The following is a 19,470-nucleotide window of genomic DNA, read 5'->3' as shown; positions in this document are numbered from 1 at the left end:
AATGTGAAAAATATACTTTTGCTAACAGAAAAATTCCTGTGCAGCCCGTATGAGATATTCGGTATCTTTCACTCCGGCTGTCTCATATGGTGAATGCATGGCCAGCTGAGGTAATCCGATATCCACTGTATTGAGTGCGACCTGTGTATTGGAAATATTGCCCAGTGTGGATCCGCCTGCGATATCGGAACGATTTGTGAACGTCTGTACCGGTACATCTGCCTGTTTGCAGATATCGCGAAACATTGCTGCGGATACTGCATCGGTACAATATTTCTGGTTTGCATTGAATTTAATCACAATACCACCATTCAGGTACGGGCGGTTTGTCGGGTCTGCCATATCGGTGTGGTTCGGATGGACCGCATGTGCATTATCTGCAGAGAACATCAGGCTGTTAGCCAGATGAATGCGATAATCCTCACAGTCGTAGCCTAATACTTCGTGGATACGCTGCAGGGTATCACGTAAAAAAGTAGATGCAGCGCCCTGCTTGGTACCACTTCCCACTTCTTCGTTATCAAATACACAATGTAGAGCCAGATAATTGTTTTTTTCTCCGTACAAGAAGCCTTTCATGGATGAAAATGCACATTGTAGATCATCAAGCTGTGGAGCAGAGATGAATTCTTCATCAGCTCCCCAGATGCTGGCTGATTCTCTATTATATAAGAAGAGATCGTGTCCGAGAATGTCATCAGTGGATACATGAGCTGCGCCAGCAACTGTTTCCATAAAGGTGTCTTTTGCTGTACTCATGCCGTAGAGTGGAAGCATGTCTTTCTGCGCATTATATTTGTAGCCGCTGTTTACTTCACGATTCATATGGATGGCCAGGTTTGGAATCATGACCAGATCACGGTCTACATTGACCAGTCTGCTTTCGAGTGTTCCGGTAGATGGATTTTTGATGATCAGACGTCCGGCTACGGAAAGCGGACGGTCAAACCAAGGCGCAAAAATCATGCCGCCGTAGCGTTCTACATTGAGTTTGATATAGTGTTTTTCCACTTCCATTTCTGGATTTTCCTTAATTTTAAAGGAAGGAGAGTCACTGTGGCTAGCCATGATGCGCATACCGTGAAATCCATTTTCCGGAATAGAAAAAGCAATGATGGATGAGTCATTGCGTGTGATAAAATACTGTCCGCCGGCTTTCAGATTCCAGCGCTCATTTTCTGCCAGAGCGGTAAAACCATTTGCCAGAAACTCTTTTTTCATTGTGGCTACTGCATGAAAAGCAGATGGACTTGTCTTTATAAACTGTATTAATTCTGTTGCGATATTTGACTGCATAAACATTCACCTCGAATAATATAATTAGTAAAAAAGCATTAATAATGCCATGCATTATTGTATCATAAAACATCGATTTATGGAAAATGAAATTGCATCTGATTTGTTCTGAAAAATAGTGATTCTTGAAAAAATGTAGAAAAAAATGGAAAAAACACATGGAATAATGACGAAAAGAATGACGTAATCAAAGATATAATGGTTGAATTTGCACAGAATAGATTGATAATTGCATAACAATCGTTGACAAGCCCGTTTTGCATATGCTAGTATAATGCCTAGACAATTTTTGCAGGCTTTTATAGTCGTGGCATCATTTTTAACACGAAATAAGAATGTATGGCATGAAATATGAAAGATGCAGGGATTGGCTATTCACAATGAAGTATGAATATAAGGACATACTTTATGACTATCGAAGGGAGAGTTAATACATCATGACTTGGACTATTATTATTCCAATCATCGGCATCATCGCTTTATTGGTTGCCGCAGGATTAGCTGCCAATGTAAAAAAACAGTCTGAAGGTACAGACCGTATGAAAGAAATTGCAGCAGCAATCCATGAAGGTGCTCGTGCGTTCTTATTCGCTGAGTACAAAATTCTTGCAATCATTATTGTCATTGTATTTGTGGCAGTAGGATTTGCAATTGGCTGGACAACAGCTTTATGTTTCTTAATCGGAGCGTTTTTCTCTATTATTGCAGGTTTCTGTGGTATGACAGTTGCTACAAGAGCAAACGTCAGAACTGCGAATGCTGCAAAAGAGAAAGGTATGGCAGCTGCTTTATCCGTTGCATTCCGTGGCGGTGCAGTTATGGGACTTTGTGTAGTTGGACTTGGTCTGTTTGGTGTCAGCATCATTTATGTACTGACAGGAAACTCATCCATCCTGTTCGGCTTCAGTCTTGGTGCTTCTTTCGTTGCTTTATTTGCCCGTGTTGGTGGTGGTATCTATACGAAAGCTGCTGACGTAGGAGCTGACCTTGTTGGTAAAGTAGAAGCTGGTATTCCGGAAGATGATCCTCGTAACCCGGCTGTTATCGCTGATAACGTAGGTGACAACGTAGGTGACGTTGCCGGTATGGGAGCTGACCTTTTTGAGTCATATGTAGGTTCTATCATTTCTGCAATCACACTTGGTATTGCAGCATCTACATCTTATATCGGAGCAGCAGGAACCATTGGAGCAGCTTTCTATCCGTTAGTACTTTCTGCAGTCGGAATCATCGCTTCTATCATCGGTATTTTCTTTGTACGTGGTAAAGATGGTGTTAATCCGCAGAAAGCACTGAACACTGGTGAGAATGTTTCTTATGTGATCACAATCGTGCTCGCTGCAATTCTTTCCCACGTTATGCTTGGTTCTATGAAACCGTTTGTTGCAATCGTTGCAGGTCTGATTGTTGGTCTGCTGATCGGTAAAATCACAGAGTGGTATACATCTGATCATTATAGACATGTACAGAAGATCGCAGATCAGTCTGAGACAGGCTCCGCTACAAACATCATCAGTGGTCTTGCAGTTGGTATGCAGTCCTGTGCATTACCGGTTGTTCTGATCGCAGTTGCAATTATCGTAGCTTTCATGATGGCTGGTGTATACGGTATCGCACTTGCAGCCGTAGGTATGCTTGCCACAACAGGAAGTACAGTAGCCGTTGATGCATACGGTCCGATCGCAGATAACGCTGGTGGTATCGCAGAGATGTCCGGTCTGGACGAGAGCGTTCGTGACATCACAGACTCTCTGGATTCTGTAGGTAACACAACAGCAGCTATTGGTAAAGGTTTTGCTATCGGTTCTGCAGCTCTGACAGCTCTTGCACTTTTCGTAAGTTATGCAGAAGCAGTTGATCTGATGGAGTCCGGTATCAGTATCCTGAACCCGGTTGTTATCGCTGGTCTGTTCATCGGTGCCATGTTACCATTCCTGTTCTCATCCATCACAATGGAAGCAGTTTCCAAAGCTGCTTACAAGATGATCGAAGAAGTTCGTCGTCAGTTTAGATCTGACAAAGGAATCCTTGAGGGAACAAGCAAACCGGATTACAAGACTTGCGTAGGTATTTCTACACAGGCATCCTTAAAAGAGATGATCGTTCCGGGTGTTCTGGCAATCATTGTTCCGATTGTCGTTGGTCTTCTGCTTGGTACAGAAGCTCTTGGCGGACTGCTTGCAGGTGCTCTGGTTACTGGTGTTATGATGGCTATCTTTATGGCTAACGCCGGTGGAGCATGGGATAATGCTAAGAAATTCATCGAGGGTGGAAATCATGGTGGAAAAGGAAGCGAGCCGCACAAAGCAGCCGTTGTTGGTGATACTGTAGGTGATCCGTTCAAGGATACATCAGGTCCTTCCATCAACATCCTGATTAAACTGATGACAATCGTGTCATTAGTATTCGCCCCACTGTTCTTACAGGTTGGTGGACTGTTAATTTTCTAAGATAAGAAAATAGATCGTTGACGAAGAATGTTCATATTTGTTTGATGAAATAAATATAAGAAAAGAGAACCTCCGGTTCCTGTTTCAGACAGGAACCGGAGGTTCTCTTTTTGTTTGACAGGAAATATATTGTAAGATAATGATAAAAGTGATAGTATTACTATCATAAAAAGAAGGTGATAAACATATGAGTGGAGATAAAATAGTACTCAGCACAAGAGAGCGACAGGCACAGCAGAAAAGAAAGCAGATTCTGACGGCATCGATGACCTTGTTTGAGAAAAAATGTATCGAAGACACTTCAATAGAAGAAATTGCGAAGCATGCCGGTGTGGGGGCTGCGACGGTATATCGTTATTTTTCTACGAAAATCGAACTGGTGATTGAGACTGCGGGACACTACTGGGAACAGGTAGCAGGAAAATATCTGACAGAGCTGGAAAGAGCGGAATCTGTTTCTTTAAAGATGTGGAGCGGTTATCAGCGTTTGGAACAGATTTTACATACTTTCTGCCGGATTTTTGAAGAAGAGAAAGCATTTTTGAAATTTTTACAGGAATTTGATGTGTTTGTAAAAAAATATGAGATTTCCCAAGAAGGTCTGTCTGATTACGAAGATGGCATTTTGAAGTTGAAACCATATGTGACAAATGCACTGGAAACAGGATTGGAAGATGGAAGTCTTGCTTTTGTCTGTTCAGTAGATGAAATGTATTTTTCACTGACCCATACACTGTTGTCATTGATGGAAAAACTGGCAGTGGGAGGAGATATTTTGACTTCTGATCGGATTGTGGAAGGAAACGTACAGCTTCAGGTGATGACAGGAGTGATTTTGAGGGGATTACAGCAGAATTCTTTGGATAAAAAATAGAAGGAGACGGTATTATGAAAAAATTATCAACGGCAAAAATATGGCAGTTTGCAGCAGGTCAGTTTGGCTGGGCAATGTTGTCGGGAATTATTTCAAACTGGCTGGTATACTTTTATCAGCCGGATCAGGTAGCTATCAGTCAGGGACAGACGGTATTTATTCCGCAGGGATTGGTAGTCTTTGGAATCTTTACTATTATCGGGGGAATTACCGCGTTTGGACGGATTTTTGATGCGTTTACAGATCCGATGATCGCATCGTTATCTGACCGTTGTACATCGAAACATGGGCGAAGAATCCCATTTTTGAAATGGGCATCTTTGCCACTGGCACTTTCAACCGTGCTTGTATTCTGGTCACCGGTGAATAAAAACAGCCGAATTAACGCAGTATTTTTACTGGTCATGATTCTGGCATACTATTTATCAATTACGGCATATTGTACACCGTACAATGCGTTGATTCCGGAGCTTGGACATACGCAGCAGGAACGGCTGAATATTTCCACTGTGATTTCCTTTACATTTATTGCGGGAACAGCAGTTGCTTATCTGGCACCGACCATCTGGGGCATGTTTATTCCGGCATTTGGAAGAGTCGGTGCAATCCGTGTGACTTTTACGATTATGGCAGTGATTGCATTTATCTGCATGCTTGTTCCGGTGTTCTGTATCCGGGAAAAAGATTATGTCAATACGGTTCCGGCAAAAGAATCAGCATTTCGTTCTCTTGTGGAAACATTTAAAAATGGGGAATTTCGCAAATTTGTCGGATCAGATATTTTTTACTGGATTGCGTTGACAATGTTCCAGACAGGGCTTCCGTTTTTCGTTACCAGTCTGTTGCGTCTTCCGGAGACAATGACAACAATTTATTTTGTCGGAATGACTGCATTATCTCTGGTGTTTTACATACCGGTTAATAAGCTGACACCGAAGATCGGAAAGAAAAAGATGATTCTGTTTGCATTTGTGGTATTCAGTCTGGCTTATTTTTATACCGGTTTTATGGGAAAAATTTCTTTGATACCGGAAAACGTACAGGGACTGATTCTTATGGTTGTAGCAGCGCTGCCGATGGCAATTTTCGGAATTCTCCCGCAGGCAGTCGTTGCAGATATCGCACAGAGTGATGCTATAACTTCCGGAAGCAACCGGGAAGGCATGTTTTATGCAGCAAGAACCTTTGCATTTAAACTTGGGCAGAGCCTTTCCATGCTGATTTTTACAGCTGTTTCTACGATTGAAGTGGGAAACGGAACCGGTTATCGGATCGCAGCATTTGGAGCAGCAGTATTTTGCTGTGTTGGCGGTATTATTCTTGCGTTTTATAATGAAAAAAGAATTAACGGGATTATCAGCGGAAAGTAATTGTTTGTAACAGGGAAGGGCAAAAGACAGGATACGAAGGACTGACAATATGGAAATTATACAGGAAGTAAAATATGATGAGACTATGAAGACGACGGTAGAACCATATCTGAAACAACGATGCATAAGCGGATATACAGACAGTTATGATGCAGTCGGGAAACTGCATGTTTTACGTTACCAGGCAGACATGCCAAAAGGTGTGATTGTGATCTGTCATGGATTTACGGAATCCTATCCGAAATATGATGAACTGGTCTATTACTTTTTACAGGCCGGTTATCATGTGTGGCTGCCGGAACATTGCGGACATGGATGGAGTTATCGCCTGACGAAAGATTCTTCTCTGGTACATATTGATACATGGAAACGTTATATCAGAGATTTTCTGAAAATTTGTCAGATGGCAAAAAAAGAATATCCGAATTTGCCGTTAAACTTGTTTGCCCATTCGATGGGAGGGGCAATCGGAGCCATTGCAGTGTCCTGGAAGCCGGAGTGGTTTCAACATGTGATTTTAAATTCTCCGATGATCCGACCACATACTGCAAATGTTCCGTGGGGAATTTCTGCGTCGGTGTCAACGCTCCAGTGCCTGATCGGAAAAGCAGAACATTATGTGCTTGGACAGAAACCATATGAAGCGAGTGAAACATTTGAGACAAGTGCATCTACATCAAAACCGAGATTTACCCGCTTTAACGAACGCAGAAAAGCGACAAAAGAGATGCAGACCTGTGCGGCATCTTATAGCTGGCTGTCGAATGCTGCAAAGATGAACACGTATCTGATGCGTCATGCGTGGAAAAAGTATACGGCACCGATGTTGATCATTCAGGCAGAACAGGACGATTATGTGTGGACAAGTCAAATACAGAAGTTTGCTGATAAGATTAAAAAACATGGTATAGCTGAATGTGAATACCTGTATCTGTCAGAAACAAAACATGAGACATACAGCAGCAATGATGAGACGATGGACAAGTATATCAATAAGATTTTAGCGTTTCTTCAGAAATAAAAGCTTGCCAGATTTTATGGTCGGTTATATACTGTTCTACATGTAATCGGATTCTGCACGTAAAAAAGGTATGGCAGATAACGGGCATAAAAGAAAAGATAAGGTGAAGGAGAAATAGAAAATGGGGATTTTTGATCGATTTAAGGTTTTAACGGTAAATGATGCCATTAATGAGTCTAGAACAGATAAAAATGCAGTACTGATCGATATTCGTGCCAAAGATGTATATAAACGCGGGTATATCAGCGGAAGCATCAATATTCCAATGACGCAGTTAGAACTGATCGAAAAACGTGTTCCGGATAAGGAGAAAAAGATTTATATCGTTGGAAGCTATGATAATGAACCGAAAAAGGCAGCAAAAAAATTAAAGAAAATGGGATATGAAAATGCGATTCCAGGCGGAAGAATGGAAGAGCATGAAGGTCCATTGAAGAAAATGAAATAAAATATGAAATTTGGCGATTGACGTTTGTTAATCAAATGAATGCAGAAAAATAAATACGCATAATATCAAAACAAATTGATATTATGCCGTATTTGCGTTATAATTAGCGGAATATGCAAAAGACGGTTGACTAATAATTTAGCGACATGTAAAGTGGATTGCGAATGTCCGCTTTACGAAAAACGATATGGTACAGAAATGGTAAATGATGGAAAAGAAAGAAATCAGAAAACAATACAAGATGCTGCGAAATAAAATGAGCGAGATGGAAGTAAAAGAAAAATCAGATCGAATCTGTCAGAACATCATCTCAAGTAATTTGTTTCAGCAGGCAGAAAGAATATTGGCGTATGCGCCACTTGGAAATGAAGTGGATATCCGTCCGGTGATAGAAGAAGGCTGGCGGCAGCAGAAACGAATTGTGTTTCCAAAAGTATTTGGAGATACCATGCGATATTTTGAAATCAGCAGTTTTTCACAACTGAAGGAAGGTACATTTCATGTAATGGAACCGGTGGAGACAAATCCGGTGGACTGGGAAGAAGCTCTGGTGTTTGTGCCGGGAGTAGCTTTTGACCGTCAGGGTAACCGTATGGGATATGGCAAAGGCTACTATGACCGGTTTTTTGAAGGAAAAACAGATTGTGTAAAAGTAGGAGTAGCTTATGAACTGCAGGTGGCGGATCAACTGCCAACGGAAGAAAATGATCTGCCTGTGGAATATCTGGTGACAGAAAAAGGAGTATGGAAAAGACAATGAATTATATAGACGCAATGGATTTCCTGGAAGAAACAAAGAAATACGGCAGTCAGCTGGGGCTGACCAGTATTCAGAATCTGATGGCAGAACTTGGCAATATACAGGATAAAATCCCACTGGTACACATCGGTGGGACAAATGGAAAAGGTTCTGTGGGCGCTATGCTTTCCCAGGTCTTGACAGAAGCCGGATATCGCGTGGGCAGATTCTGTACGCCGGATGTATTTGTTTATGAAGATGAGTTTCAGATGAATGGCATAAATATAGAAAAAGGACGGCTGGCACAGCTTTTTACAAGGGTAAAAGCGGCCTGTGAAAAACTGGTGGCACAGGGAATGGCACATCCTACCCGGTTTGAAGTGGAAACCGCGGCAGCCTTTTTATGGTTTTATGAAGAAAACTGTGACATGGCATTGCTTGAAGTCGGAATGGGCGGTGCGACAGATGCAACCAATCTGATCAAAAAGCCACTGGTCAGCGTACTGACATCCATCAGTATGGATCATATCCGTTTTCTTGGGAATTCACTGGCAGAGATCGCAACTGTAAAAAGCGGCATAATCAAACCACAGGTGCCGGTAGTTACCATGCAGCAAAAGCCGGAGGCAATGGAAGTCATTAAGAAGAAAGCAGAAGAAATGCAGGCAGAGTTGATTGTTGCGGATATCACGCAGGTGCAGAACATAACGCAAAAAGATGGTCGGTATGCATTTGAATGGAAAGCACCAAGGAGAAATAGCAATGAGGTATGTATTGCACCGGATGCTGTAAAAAACAATATCCAGAAAGAAGAATCAGAAAAAGATTTTCTGTGTATTCCAGTTACACTTTCCCTCTGCGGTGCATTTCAGGTAGAAAATGCAGTCTGTGTGATAAATACATTGCGGATTCTACAGAAAAAGTATCCGAAAATCACAGAAACTGTGATTCAACAAGGACTTTCACATACCATTTGGCACGGTCGTATGGAACAAATCGGAACGGGACCGGATTTCTATCTGGATGGGGCGCATAATGAAGACGCAGTGCGTAAGTTGAGAAAAACACTGGACGAAAGTTTTTCGAACCGAAGAATCGTATATATTATGGGGGTTCTGGCTGACAAAGATTATGAAAAAATGATTACGATGATGTATCATCCTGGAGATCGTGTATACACTGTGACACCTCAGAATCCCCGGGCGCTGGACGGTAAAGAACTGGAAAAGCAACTTTTCGGGCAAAATATTGATGCACAATATTGTGAAAATATTCAGGATGCGGTATTATATGCTTTGCGGGACGCGCAGAAAGAGGATATGATACTGGCTTTTGGATCACTGTCGTATCTGCGGGATGTGCGTAATGCATATGAGAGTGAAAAATCAGATGAGTAAATTAGATATATTTACTAAAAATAATTTGATGTGAGTTAATATCAGAACAGTTGCACAGAAATAGGAAAAGAAAGATTTATGAAATTTGCAGAAAAATTATTGAAACACCCGGAATTTTTGCAGTTGCAGAAACGTGTGCAGGAGATGGAACAGGACAGAATATACTGTCATCATGAACTGTCACATGCGCTGGATGTCTGCCGAATGGCATGGATGATGTATCTGGAAGATGAATATAAGACACATTTGAAAGATTATCGGCAAAAAAAGGAAGCAAAAGTAGAGGCCAGTGAACAGAAATACCGTGCTGAAATTGCAGGACAATATATAACAGATCTACAAACAGACGATGCTGACCATACGGAGAAACCATACCTGAATGCAGATAACATGCTGGCTAAAAAAGATCAGTTTTACGTGACTGGCCTGTTGCATGATATTGGCAGAGTGGCACAGTATGAGACCGGGGAACATCACAGCGTTGCCGGTGTGCGGATTGCAGAAAAATTGCTGACAGAGATTGAATATCCGTCGGAATGGATGCGTGAGACTTTGCAGATTGTGGGTGTGCATCATGGGAGAGAAGAAACGGATGGCGAGCTTTCTAGGATGGAATACTATATTCGCCGGGCGGATCATCTTTCAAGAAACTGTTTTTTCTGTGAAGCATCAGATTCCTGTAAATGGAAGAAAGAAGAACGTAATCAGACGATTTGCTGGTAAAAGTGTAGTGAAAAACGGAACGGTTTTGACATAAAAAACATATTCGGTATATAGAATAAATGGAAAAAAGCATACCGAATATAGCGTTTTAGAAGGAAAATAAAAAATGATAATAGGAAAGAAAAATTTTGACACAGACCATGAGACATATATAATGGGCATTTTGAATGTGACACCGGACTCATTCTCAGATGGCGGTAATTTTAATTGTCTGGATGCGGCACTGCGCCATACAGAGGAAATGTTGGCAGAAGGCGCTGATATTATCGATATTGGCGGAGAATCCACCCGTCCGGGGCATGTGCAAATTACAGATCAGGAAGAAATTGACCGTGTGACGCCGATCATTGAAGCGGTAAAATCCAGATTTGATGTACCGATTTCACTGGATACTTACAAAAGTGCAGTGGCAGAAGCAGGAATTGCAGCAGGTGCAGATCTGATCAATGATATCTGGGGATTAAAATATGATCCGAAGATGGCTGAAGTAATCGCTAAAGGCGATGTGGCATGCTGCCTGATGCACAACCGAGACAACAGCAATTATGCAGATTTCCTGAAGGAATGGTACGATGAAACTGCAGAGTGCGTGACACTGGCAAAAGCAGCCGGCATTGCGGATGATAAAATCATTCTGGATCCCGGGGTTGGTTTTGGAAAGACGTATGAGCAGAATCTGATCACCATCAAATATATGGACAAACTGAAAACACTTGGTTATCCGCTGCTTCTTGGAACATCGCGAAAATCGGTGATCGGACTGACACTCGATACACCTGTGACCGACCGTGCGCTGGGAACCGCTGTGACAACCGTATTTGCGGTACAGCAGGGCTATGCCTTTGTTCGTGTACATGATATCAAGGCAAATAAACAGGCAATTCAGATGACAAAAGCGATTATGGAGGCGTAATATGGATCGTATAAAAATACAGAATCTGGAAGTGTTCGGACACCATGGGGTGTTTTCCGAGGAAACAAAACTGGGACAGAAATTTCTGGTAAATGCAACAATGTACACAAATACGCGTGCAGCCGGTTATTCAGATGACCTGGAAAAATCTATCAACTATGGTGAAGTTTGTCATTTTATTACAGGTTACATGCAAAATCATACATTTAAACTGATTGAAGCGGTAGCAGAGCATATGGCACAGGCTATGCTGATGGAATATCCGCTTTTACAGAAACTGGATCTGGAGATTCGGAAACCCTGGGCACCGATCGGATTGCCTCTGGAAAATGTATCGGTGGAGATCAGCCGCGGCTGGCATACAGTCTATCTCTCTGCAGGTTCAAATCTTGGAGAACGCCAGCAGTTTTTGCGGGCAGCAGTGAGACTTTTGCAGGAATGCAGTGAAATCCGCAATCTGAAAGTGTCAAAATTGATGGAGACAGCTCCGTATGGCTATACAGAGCAGCCTGCTTTTTTAAATGGTGCCATCGAACTTGAGACATTATTTACACCGCAGGAGTTGCTGATCGTCATCCATAAAATTGAGGCAGAACTTGGGCGGGAGCGTGTGATTCACTGGGGACCGCGCACCATCGATCTGGATATTGTATTTTATGATGATGAAATCGTGGCAGAGTCAGAACTGATCATTCCGCATATCGATATGCAGAACAGATTGTTTGTGTTGGAACCACTCTACATGCTTTGCCCGGGAAAGGTCCATCCGGTGTTGCATAAGACCGTTGCGCAGCTTCGTCAGGAACTGATCAGCAAGACACAGAATAAATGGAGTAATGAATGAAGAAGTATAAGTTTATTTTCTGGGATATGGATGGCACACTGGCGAATACTTATGAGGGTGTGACAAACTGTGTGAAATATGCCATGGAACCATACGGAATCCATCTGGAAGGAGAGGAGGAACTGCGGAAGTTTATCGGACCGCCGCTTCGTTTTTCTTTTACAACATATTGCGGACTCAGTGAGGAAGAAGCAGAAAAAGCAATTGTGCGCTATCGGGAGCGCTATATACCGATCGGAGTATATGAGTGTGAATTATTTGAAGGCGTACGTGAGACAATTCAGACTTTCAAAGAAGCAGGATACATTCAGGTCATCACATCATCCAAGCCGGAGGCACAGTGCCGCCAGGTGCTGGAAAAATTTGATCTGCTGACAGAATTAGATGAAGTAGTCGGTGCCAGTCATGATGGCAGAATTGATACAAAAATTGAAGTATTGCAGGAAGCATTTCGACGGATGAAAGCACAGTATGTGGATTTTTCCAAAGAACAAACAGTGCTGATCGGAGATACGCATTATGATGCGGATGGTGCAAAGGAAGGCGGTATTGACTGCATCGGAGTAGGCTATGGATTCGGAGGCGCAGAAGAAATGTGGAACGCAGGTGCTGTGGCCGTATATGAAGACCAGAAAGCATTGCGGGAAGCATTGGTATAAGTTATAATAGATAAGTTTTTATGTCTGTGTATAATTAATCAGAGATGAAAAATCAGAACGAAACTGAGTGAACTGTGGAATCGTTGACACGAGCCAAAAAATGAGGGAGGACGTCATGAAGCGAAAGGAAAAATTGCGGCAGATCGCAAAAGAGGCGAAATCTGTCCTTTGGGCAGTCATTGCAATTATCGTGTTCTGGATAGTTGCAGGGTTTGGAGTAAGCAAGTTACATATCACTATTTTCCATACTCCGTTATGGGCTGTCACAGGATGTATCGGCACATGGATATTTTCCATTATTGTCGTTGTATATCTGATGAAACGCGTATTTAAAGACTTTGATCTGGAGGAGGAAAATGCAGATGAATAAGAATATTCTGGCATTGATGCCGGTGTTTGTTTTTATGATCATTATGTTGATCGTAAGTATTTATGTGCGCCGGGCATCTGCAAAAAAAGCCTCCGAAGGCTTTGTAAAAGATTATTTTATCGGTTCCCGTAGTCTGGGAGGCTTTGTACTGGCGATGACCACCGTTGCAACTTACAGTTCGGTAAGTTCCTTTGTCGGCGGACCGGGACAGGCATGGAGCATTGGATTCGGATGGATCTATATGTCCGTCGTTCAGGTGACAGCGTTATTGTTGGTGCTTGGTATCCTTGGTAAAAAAATGGCGATGGTTTCACGAAAAATTGATGCAGTGACCATTATTGATGTGATCCGACATCGGTATCAGTCTGATGTGCTGGCAAATATTTCCGCAATTATCATCGTTATTTTCTTCGCGGCAACGATGGTTGCTCAGTTTGTAGGTGGTGCGAAATTATTTGAGGCAGTCACAGGATATTCTTATCTCACGGGTTTGATCGTATTCGGCCTGGTTGTTGTTATCTACACGACTGTCGGTGGATTTCGCGGCGTAGCGATTACAGATGCCATCTGTGCGGTAGTTATGCTGGCAGGTATGGTGATTTTGCTCATTGGCATTATCCGTCAGGGCGGCGGCTATGAGAACATTATGGAAAACATCGCGGCTACAAAGCCTGAGATGCTGGAGCCATTATCCGGTGGAAATATGCCGGTGAGTCTGTACATTTCCCAGTGGATGCTGGTTGGTATCTTTACATTGGGATTACCGCAATCAGCAGTGCGCTGTTTAAGCTACAAAGATACAAAATCGCTGCATCATGCGATTATTCTTGGTACCGTTGTTGTCGGCGCTATGAATATCGGCATGAACTTTATTGGTGTATTATCCGCAGGTGTTCTGACCGGAAATCTGTCAGACTATGGAAACAGTGTGGATAATATCATTCCGCTTGCTATTGCAGGTTCCTTAAAACCATTAGTGGCCGGAATCTGTATCATTGGACCAATCGCAGCATCCATTTCCACAATTTCATCTCTGCTGCTGAGCACGACATCTTCCATCGTAAAAGATGTGTATATGCATGAGAAAGAGAAAAAGGGACATGCAGTATCTGAAAAAACAACAACGATGCTCAGCCAGATCTGTACCTTGGTGATCGGACTTATTATTTTTGGAATTTCCATCAATCCGCCAAGTGTGATCTGGAAGATCAATATGTTTGCCTTTGGTGGACTGGAAAGTGCATTTTTCTGGATTTTCTTGCTTGGTATGTTCTGGAAAAAAGCAAACAAAGCCGGAGCGATCAGTGCAATCATCGGTGGTGCGGTATGCTATTGTGTGACCATGTTCTTTGGATGGAAAATCGCGAATCTGCACCAGATTCTGATTGGCATCAGTGTATCACTGCTTTGCATGGTGATTGGTTCCGTAGTTGGCAAAAAAACTGACGATACAGTTTTAAAACTGTACTTCTGATTTCGTCATTCACAATATTATATTTTAGCCAACATTCCCGAAAAAGAATGAATTGAATATAAAATTCGAAAAATTTACCTGTAATACATGAATTTGATTCTTACAGGTAAATTTTTTTATAAAGAAATACAAAGTGAAATTGTGCGATATAAAACAAAATGGACAGATAATTAAAATAATTTAGAAACAACAATATAATTAAAAAAGAATTATCTGACTATCTGACAATTTGAGAAAAAAAGTGGGTTTACAATTAAAAAAAAAAGCGGTATAGTATACCCAATCAATCAGTTTGCGTTAATACATGTAAAAAAGCGTATGTAACGGATTACAGAAAGGAAGATGTTATGAAACTTCATATGAACGAGAGCAACGCCAAGGCTGTCGGCATGTACGATCCAAGGTTCGAGCATGATAACTGCGGTATTGGTGCTGTGGTAAACATTAAAGGTGTGAAAACACATCAGACGGTTGAGAACGCATTAAAAATTGTTGAAAACTTAAAACATAGAGCTGGCAAAGACGCCGAAGGAAAAACTGGTGATGGAGTAGGTATTCTGTTACAGATATCTCACAGATTCTTCTCCAAAACCATGAAATCCCTCGGCGTCTTTTTAGGTGAAGAAAGAGATTACGGAATTGGTATGTTCTTCTTCCCACAGGACGAGTTAAAACGCAATCAGGCGAAAAAGATGTTTGAAGTCATCATTGAAAAAGAAGGGTTAGAGTTGCTGGCATGGAGAGAAGTGCCGACGGATCCGACAGTCATTGGACAGAAAGCTGTAGACTGCATGCCATACATTATGCAGGCGTTTATCAAACGTCCGGATGATGTGGAAAAAGGTCTGGATTTTGACCGCCGCCTGTATGTGGCACGCCGCGTTTTTGAACAGTCTAACGACAATACCTATGTAGTATCACTGTCAAGCAGAACGATTGTTTACAAAGGAATGTTCCTCGTAAACGAGCTGCGTTTGTTTTTCAAAGATCTGCAGGATCCGGATTATGAATCTGCCATTGCAATGGTTCATTCCAGATTCTCTACAAATACAAATCCGAGCTGGGAGCGTGCACATCCGAACCGCTTTATGGTACATAATGGTGAGATCAATACGATCAAGGGTAACTCCGATAAGATGCTGGCCCGCGAGGAGACCATGGAGTCTGAACATCTGAAAGGTCAGTTATCCAAGGTACTTCCGGTAGTCAATACATCCGGCTCCGATTCCGCAATGCTTGATAATACACTGGAGTTCCTGGTAATGAGTGGTATGGAACTTCCACTGGCGGTTATGATCACTATTCCGGAGCCGTGGGCAAACAATCATCTGATGAGTCAGAAGAAAAAAGATTTTTATCAGTATTATGCAACGATGATGGAGCCATGGGATGGCCCGGCATCCATCGTATTCAGTGATGGAGATATTATGGGAGCTGTCCTTGACCGCAATGGTCTGCGTCCGTCCCGTTATTACATTACAGATGATGATTATCTGATCCTTGCATCTGAAGTAGGTGTGCTGGATGTGGATCCGACGAAGGTTGTTACAAAAGACCGTCTGCGTCCGGGCAAAATGCTTCTGGTTGATACCGTCAAAGGCCGTGTCATCGATGATGATGAGCTGAAAGAATCTTATGCGGGCAAACGTCCTTATGGACAGTGGCTGGATGAATACCTGGTAGAATTGAAAAATCTGAAAATTCCGAATGTGCGTGTACCGCGTTACACCGGCGATGATCTGCACCGCATCCAGAAAGCCTTTGGTTATTCTTATGAGTCTGTAAAGACAGTCATGCTTCCGATGGCAAAAACCGGTGCGGAATCTACCGCAGCTATGGGTATAGATACACCGCTGGCTGTATTATCCGATGATCATCAGCCGCTGTTTAACTATTTCAAACAGCTGTTTGCACAGGTTACAAACCCGCCAATCGATGCTATCCGTGAGGAGATTGTCACATCCACAACAGTTTATGTTGGTGAAGATGGAAACATTCTGGAGGAAGAGCCGAAAAACTGTCAGGTACTGAAGATCAAAAATCCGATCCTGACAAATACTGACCTTCTGAAAATCAAACATATGAAAAAAGAAGGTTTCAAAGTTGGTGTTGTTCCGATTATTTATTATAAAAACACAAGTCTGGAGAAAGCCATTGACCGCCTGTTTGTAGAGGCAGACCGTGCATACCGTGACGGCACAAACATCCTGATCCTGTCCGATCGTGGCGTGGATGAGAACCATGTGGCAATTCCGTCACTGCTGGCAGTTTCTGCAATGCAGCAGCATCTGATCCAGACAAAGAAAAGAACTGCAGTGGCAATGATCCTGGAGAGTGGTGAGCCGCGTGAGATCCACCATTTTGCAACACTGCTTGGTTACGGTGCCTGTGCCATCAACCCATATCTGGCGCAGGATACGATTGAGCAGCTGGTAGATGATCATTTGCTTGATAAAGATTATTATGCTGCGATCAATGATTACAACTCTGCAGTATTACATGGAATTGTAAAAATTGCTTCCAAGATGGGTATTTCCACAATCCAGTCCTATCAGGGATCAAAAATCTTTGAAGCTATCGGTATTGATCGAAGCGTCATTGATAAATATTTTACGGATACTGTCAGCAGAATCGGCGGTATCACGATTTCTGATATTGAAAATGATGTCAATGAGCTGCATTCCATGGCATTCGATCCGCTTGGATTGCAGACGGAGCTGACACTGGACAGCAAAGGACATCACAAGATGCGCAGCGGAGCACAGAAACATCTGTACAATCCACAGACGATCCATCTGCTGCAGGAGTCCACAAAACGTGGGGATTATGATTTATTTAAAGAGTATACAAAGCTGGTCAATAATGAGACCGACATTATGAATATCCGTGGAACCCTTGATTTCAAATATCCGAAGTCAGGCATCCCAATCGATGAAGTAGAAAGTGTTGACTCTATTGTGACAAGATTTAAAACAGGTGCGATGTCCTACGGTTCTATTTCACAGGAAGCTCATGAGACACTTGCCATCGCCATGAACCGGTTACATGGTAAATCCAATTCCGGTGAAGGTGGTGAGAGCCTGGAACGACTGGATACGGAGCGGTGCTCTGCTATCAAACAGGTTGCTTCCGGACGATTTGGTGTAACCAGCCGTTACCTTGTCAGCGCGCAGGAAATTCAGATCAAAATGGCACAGGGCGCAAAACCGGGAGAAGGTGGACATTTACCGGGTAAAAAAGTATATCCGTGGATTGCAAAAACAAGACTTTCCACACCGGGTGTAAGTCTGATCTCACCGCCGCCTCATCACGATATTTATTCCATCGAGGATTTGGAACAGCTGATCTTTGACCTGAAAAATGCAAACACAAGAGCACGAATTTCTGTAAAACTGGTATCAGAAGCAGGTGTCGGAACTGTCGCAGCCGGTGTTGCAAAAGCCGGTGCACAGGTTATCCTGATCTCCGGTTATGACGGAGGAACCGGTGCTGCACCGAGAAGCTCTATTCATAACGCAGGACTTCCTTGGGAGCTTGGTCTCGCTGAGACGCATCAGACACTGATCATGAACGGCCTGAGAAATAAAGTCCGCATTGAGACAGACGGAAAACTCATGAGTGGTCGAGATGTTGCTGTAGCAGCAATGCTTGGTGCCGAGGAATTCGGTTTTGCTACAGCTCCACTGGTAACAATGGGATGTGTCATGATGCGTGTCTGCAACCTGGATACATGTCCGGTTGGTATCGCTACACAGAATCCGGAACTGAGAAAACGTTTTGCCGGAAAACCGGAATATGTTATGAATTTCATGCGTTTTATCGCTCAGGAGCTTCGCGAATATATGGCAAAACTTGGTGTCCGCACGGTAGATGAGCTGGTTGGACGTTCTGATCTGCTGAAAGTACGTGATAACTTAACCGGTCACGCTGCAAAACTGGATCTGAAGAACATTCTGGAGAATCCGTTTGCAAGCTCAAAGGATAAAGTGATCTTTGATCCGAAAAAAGTATACGATTTCGAACTGCAGAAAACAGCCGATGAGAAAGTGCTGTTAAAACAGATGAAAACGGCACTTGAGCAGAAACAGAAACGAAGCATTGAAATCAATGTTTCTAATATCAACCGTTCCTTTGGTACCATTTTTGGTTCTGAGATTACAAGAAAATACAAAGATACACTGGAAGATGATACTTACGTGGTAAAATGTAACGGAGCCGGTGGACAGAGTTTCGGAGCCTTCATTCCGAACGGCCTGACACTGGAGCTGGAAGGTGACAGCAATGATTACTTCGGAAAAGGACTTTCCGGTGGAAAACTGGTCGTATATCCGCCGAAAGGCATCAAATACCGTCAGGATGAAAACATTGTCATCGGTAACGTAGCACTTTACGGTGCAACCAGCGGAAAATCATTTATCAACGGTGTGGCAGGAGAGCGTTTTGCAGTCAGAAACTCCGGTGCAATTGCAGTCGTTGAGGGTGTCGGCGATCACGGATGTGAGTATATGACCGGCGGACGCGTAGTTGTTATCGGAAAAACAGGCAAGAACTTCGCAGCAGGTATGAGCGGCGGTGTCGCATATGTACTGGATGAGGACAACGATCTGTATACAAGAACCAATAAAGAAATGGTATTTACCGAGGAATTGACCAACAAATACGATGTACAGGAATTAAAAGAACTGATTCAGGAACATGTCGCTTTGACCAATTCCGTAAAAGGAAAAGAAATTCTGGATAACTTCGGAGAATATCTGCCGAAATTCAAAAAAGTAGTGCCATATGATTATCATCATATGCTGACAACCATCGTACAGATGGAGGAAAAAGGCTACAACGTAGAGCAGGCTCAGATTGAAGCATTTTATGCAAATTTGGAACAGCAGGCGTAA

15 protein-coding genes are annotated in these 19,470 nt (G+C 42.7%); 14 read left to right on the top strand and 1 reads right to left on the bottom strand.

The window, feature by feature from the left end; genetic code table 11:
• Positions 1-21: 21 nt before the first annotated feature.
• Entirely contained in the window at positions 22-1,296 is a 1,275-nt protein-coding gene (locus HMPREF0373_RS09730) for a M18 family aminopeptidase (RefSeq protein WP_044963761.1), read from the bottom strand.
• A gap of 437 nt (positions 1,297-1,733) precedes the next feature.
• Here HMPREF0373_RS09730 and HMPREF0373_RS09725 point away from each other — a divergent pair, with 437 nt between their 5' ends.
• From HMPREF0373_RS09725 to gltB, 14 genes are all read left to right on the top strand, one after another.
• On the top strand, positions 1,734-3,746 hold the full coding sequence (locus HMPREF0373_RS09725) for a sodium-translocating pyrophosphatase (RefSeq protein WP_021739537.1): 2,013 nt from the start codon (positions 1,734-1,736) through the stop codon (positions 3,744-3,746).
• A gap of 187 nt (positions 3,747-3,933) precedes the next feature.
• The gene (locus HMPREF0373_RS09720) at positions 3,934-4,620 is read left to right on the top strand and encodes a TetR/AcrR family transcriptional regulator (protein WP_021739536.1); all 687 of its coding nucleotides are present in this window, start codon (positions 3,934-3,936) and stop codon (positions 4,618-4,620) included.
• Positions 4,621-4,634: 14 nt separating this feature from the next.
• Positions 4,635-5,990, top strand: coding sequence for an MFS transporter (locus HMPREF0373_RS09715; RefSeq protein ID WP_021739535.1), 1,356 nt, complete (start codon positions 4,635-4,637; stop codon positions 5,988-5,990).
• 49 nt (positions 5,991-6,039) lie between these two features.
• A complete protein-coding gene (locus HMPREF0373_RS09710; RefSeq protein ID WP_021739534.1) occupies positions 6,040-7,011 on the top strand; it encodes an alpha/beta fold hydrolase in 972 nt (323 codons plus the stop codon).
• A gap of 121 nt (positions 7,012-7,132) precedes the next feature.
• Positions 7,133-7,459, top strand: a complete 327-nt coding sequence (locus tag HMPREF0373_RS09705) for a rhodanese-like domain-containing protein (protein WP_021739533.1) — start codon at positions 7,133-7,135, stop codon at positions 7,457-7,459.
• 205 nt (positions 7,460-7,664) lie between these two features.
• Positions 7,665-8,219, top strand: coding sequence for a 5-formyltetrahydrofolate cyclo-ligase (locus tag HMPREF0373_RS09700; protein WP_021739532.1), 555 nt, complete (start codon positions 7,665-7,667; stop codon positions 8,217-8,219).
• Complete coding sequence (locus HMPREF0373_RS09695) at positions 8,216-9,595, top strand: bifunctional folylpolyglutamate synthase/dihydrofolate synthase (RefSeq protein ID WP_044963759.1); 1,380 nt, start codon at positions 8,216-8,218, stop codon at positions 9,593-9,595. The genes HMPREF0373_RS09700 and HMPREF0373_RS09695 overlap by 4 nt, the downstream gene beginning before the upstream one ends.
• A gap of 78 nt (positions 9,596-9,673) precedes the next feature.
• Positions 9,674-10,318: an HD domain-containing protein gene (locus HMPREF0373_RS16070; RefSeq protein WP_021739530.1), complete on the top strand. Its 645-nt coding sequence runs from the start codon at positions 9,674-9,676 to the stop codon at positions 10,316-10,318.
• A gap of 106 nt (positions 10,319-10,424) precedes the next feature.
• Positions 10,425-11,231, top strand: coding sequence for a dihydropteroate synthase (gene folP, locus HMPREF0373_RS09685; protein WP_021739529.1), 807 nt, complete (start codon positions 10,425-10,427; stop codon positions 11,229-11,231).
• A 1-nt stretch (position 11,232) separates the two neighbouring features.
• On the top strand, positions 11,233-12,075 hold the full coding sequence (gene folK / locus HMPREF0373_RS09680; RefSeq protein WP_021739528.1) for a 2-amino-4-hydroxy-6-hydroxymethyldihydropteridine diphosphokinase: 843 nt from the start codon (positions 11,233-11,235) through the stop codon (positions 12,073-12,075).
• On the top strand, positions 12,072-12,734 hold the full coding sequence (locus tag HMPREF0373_RS09675; RefSeq protein ID WP_021739527.1) for an HAD hydrolase-like protein: 663 nt from the start codon (positions 12,072-12,074) through the stop codon (positions 12,732-12,734). Before folK ends, HMPREF0373_RS09675 begins: the two co-directional genes overlap by 4 nt.
• 115 nt (positions 12,735-12,849) lie before the next feature.
• Entirely contained in the window at positions 12,850-13,104 is a 255-nt protein-coding gene (locus HMPREF0373_RS09670; protein WP_022035535.1) for a YhdT family protein, read from the top strand.
• Positions 13,097-14,578 (top strand): sodium/pantothenate symporter, encoded by a 1,482-nt coding sequence (gene panF, locus HMPREF0373_RS09665; protein WP_044963756.1) that lies wholly within the window; start codon positions 13,097-13,099, stop codon positions 14,576-14,578. Before HMPREF0373_RS09670 ends, panF begins: the two co-directional genes overlap by 8 nt.
• A 347-nt stretch (positions 14,579-14,925) precedes the next feature.
• Complete coding sequence (gene gltB / locus HMPREF0373_RS09660; RefSeq protein WP_021739524.1) at positions 14,926-19,470, top strand: glutamate synthase large subunit; 4,545 nt, start codon at positions 14,926-14,928, stop codon at positions 19,468-19,470.

Source organism: Eubacterium ramulus ATCC 29099 (assembly GCF_000469345.1).
Lineage (GTDB): Bacteria > Bacillota > Clostridia > Lachnospirales > Lachnospiraceae > Eubacterium_I > Eubacterium_I ramulus.
The sequence above is the reverse complement of the archived record's forward strand: the minus strand, read 5'-3'. Positions and strand labels throughout refer to the sequence as shown.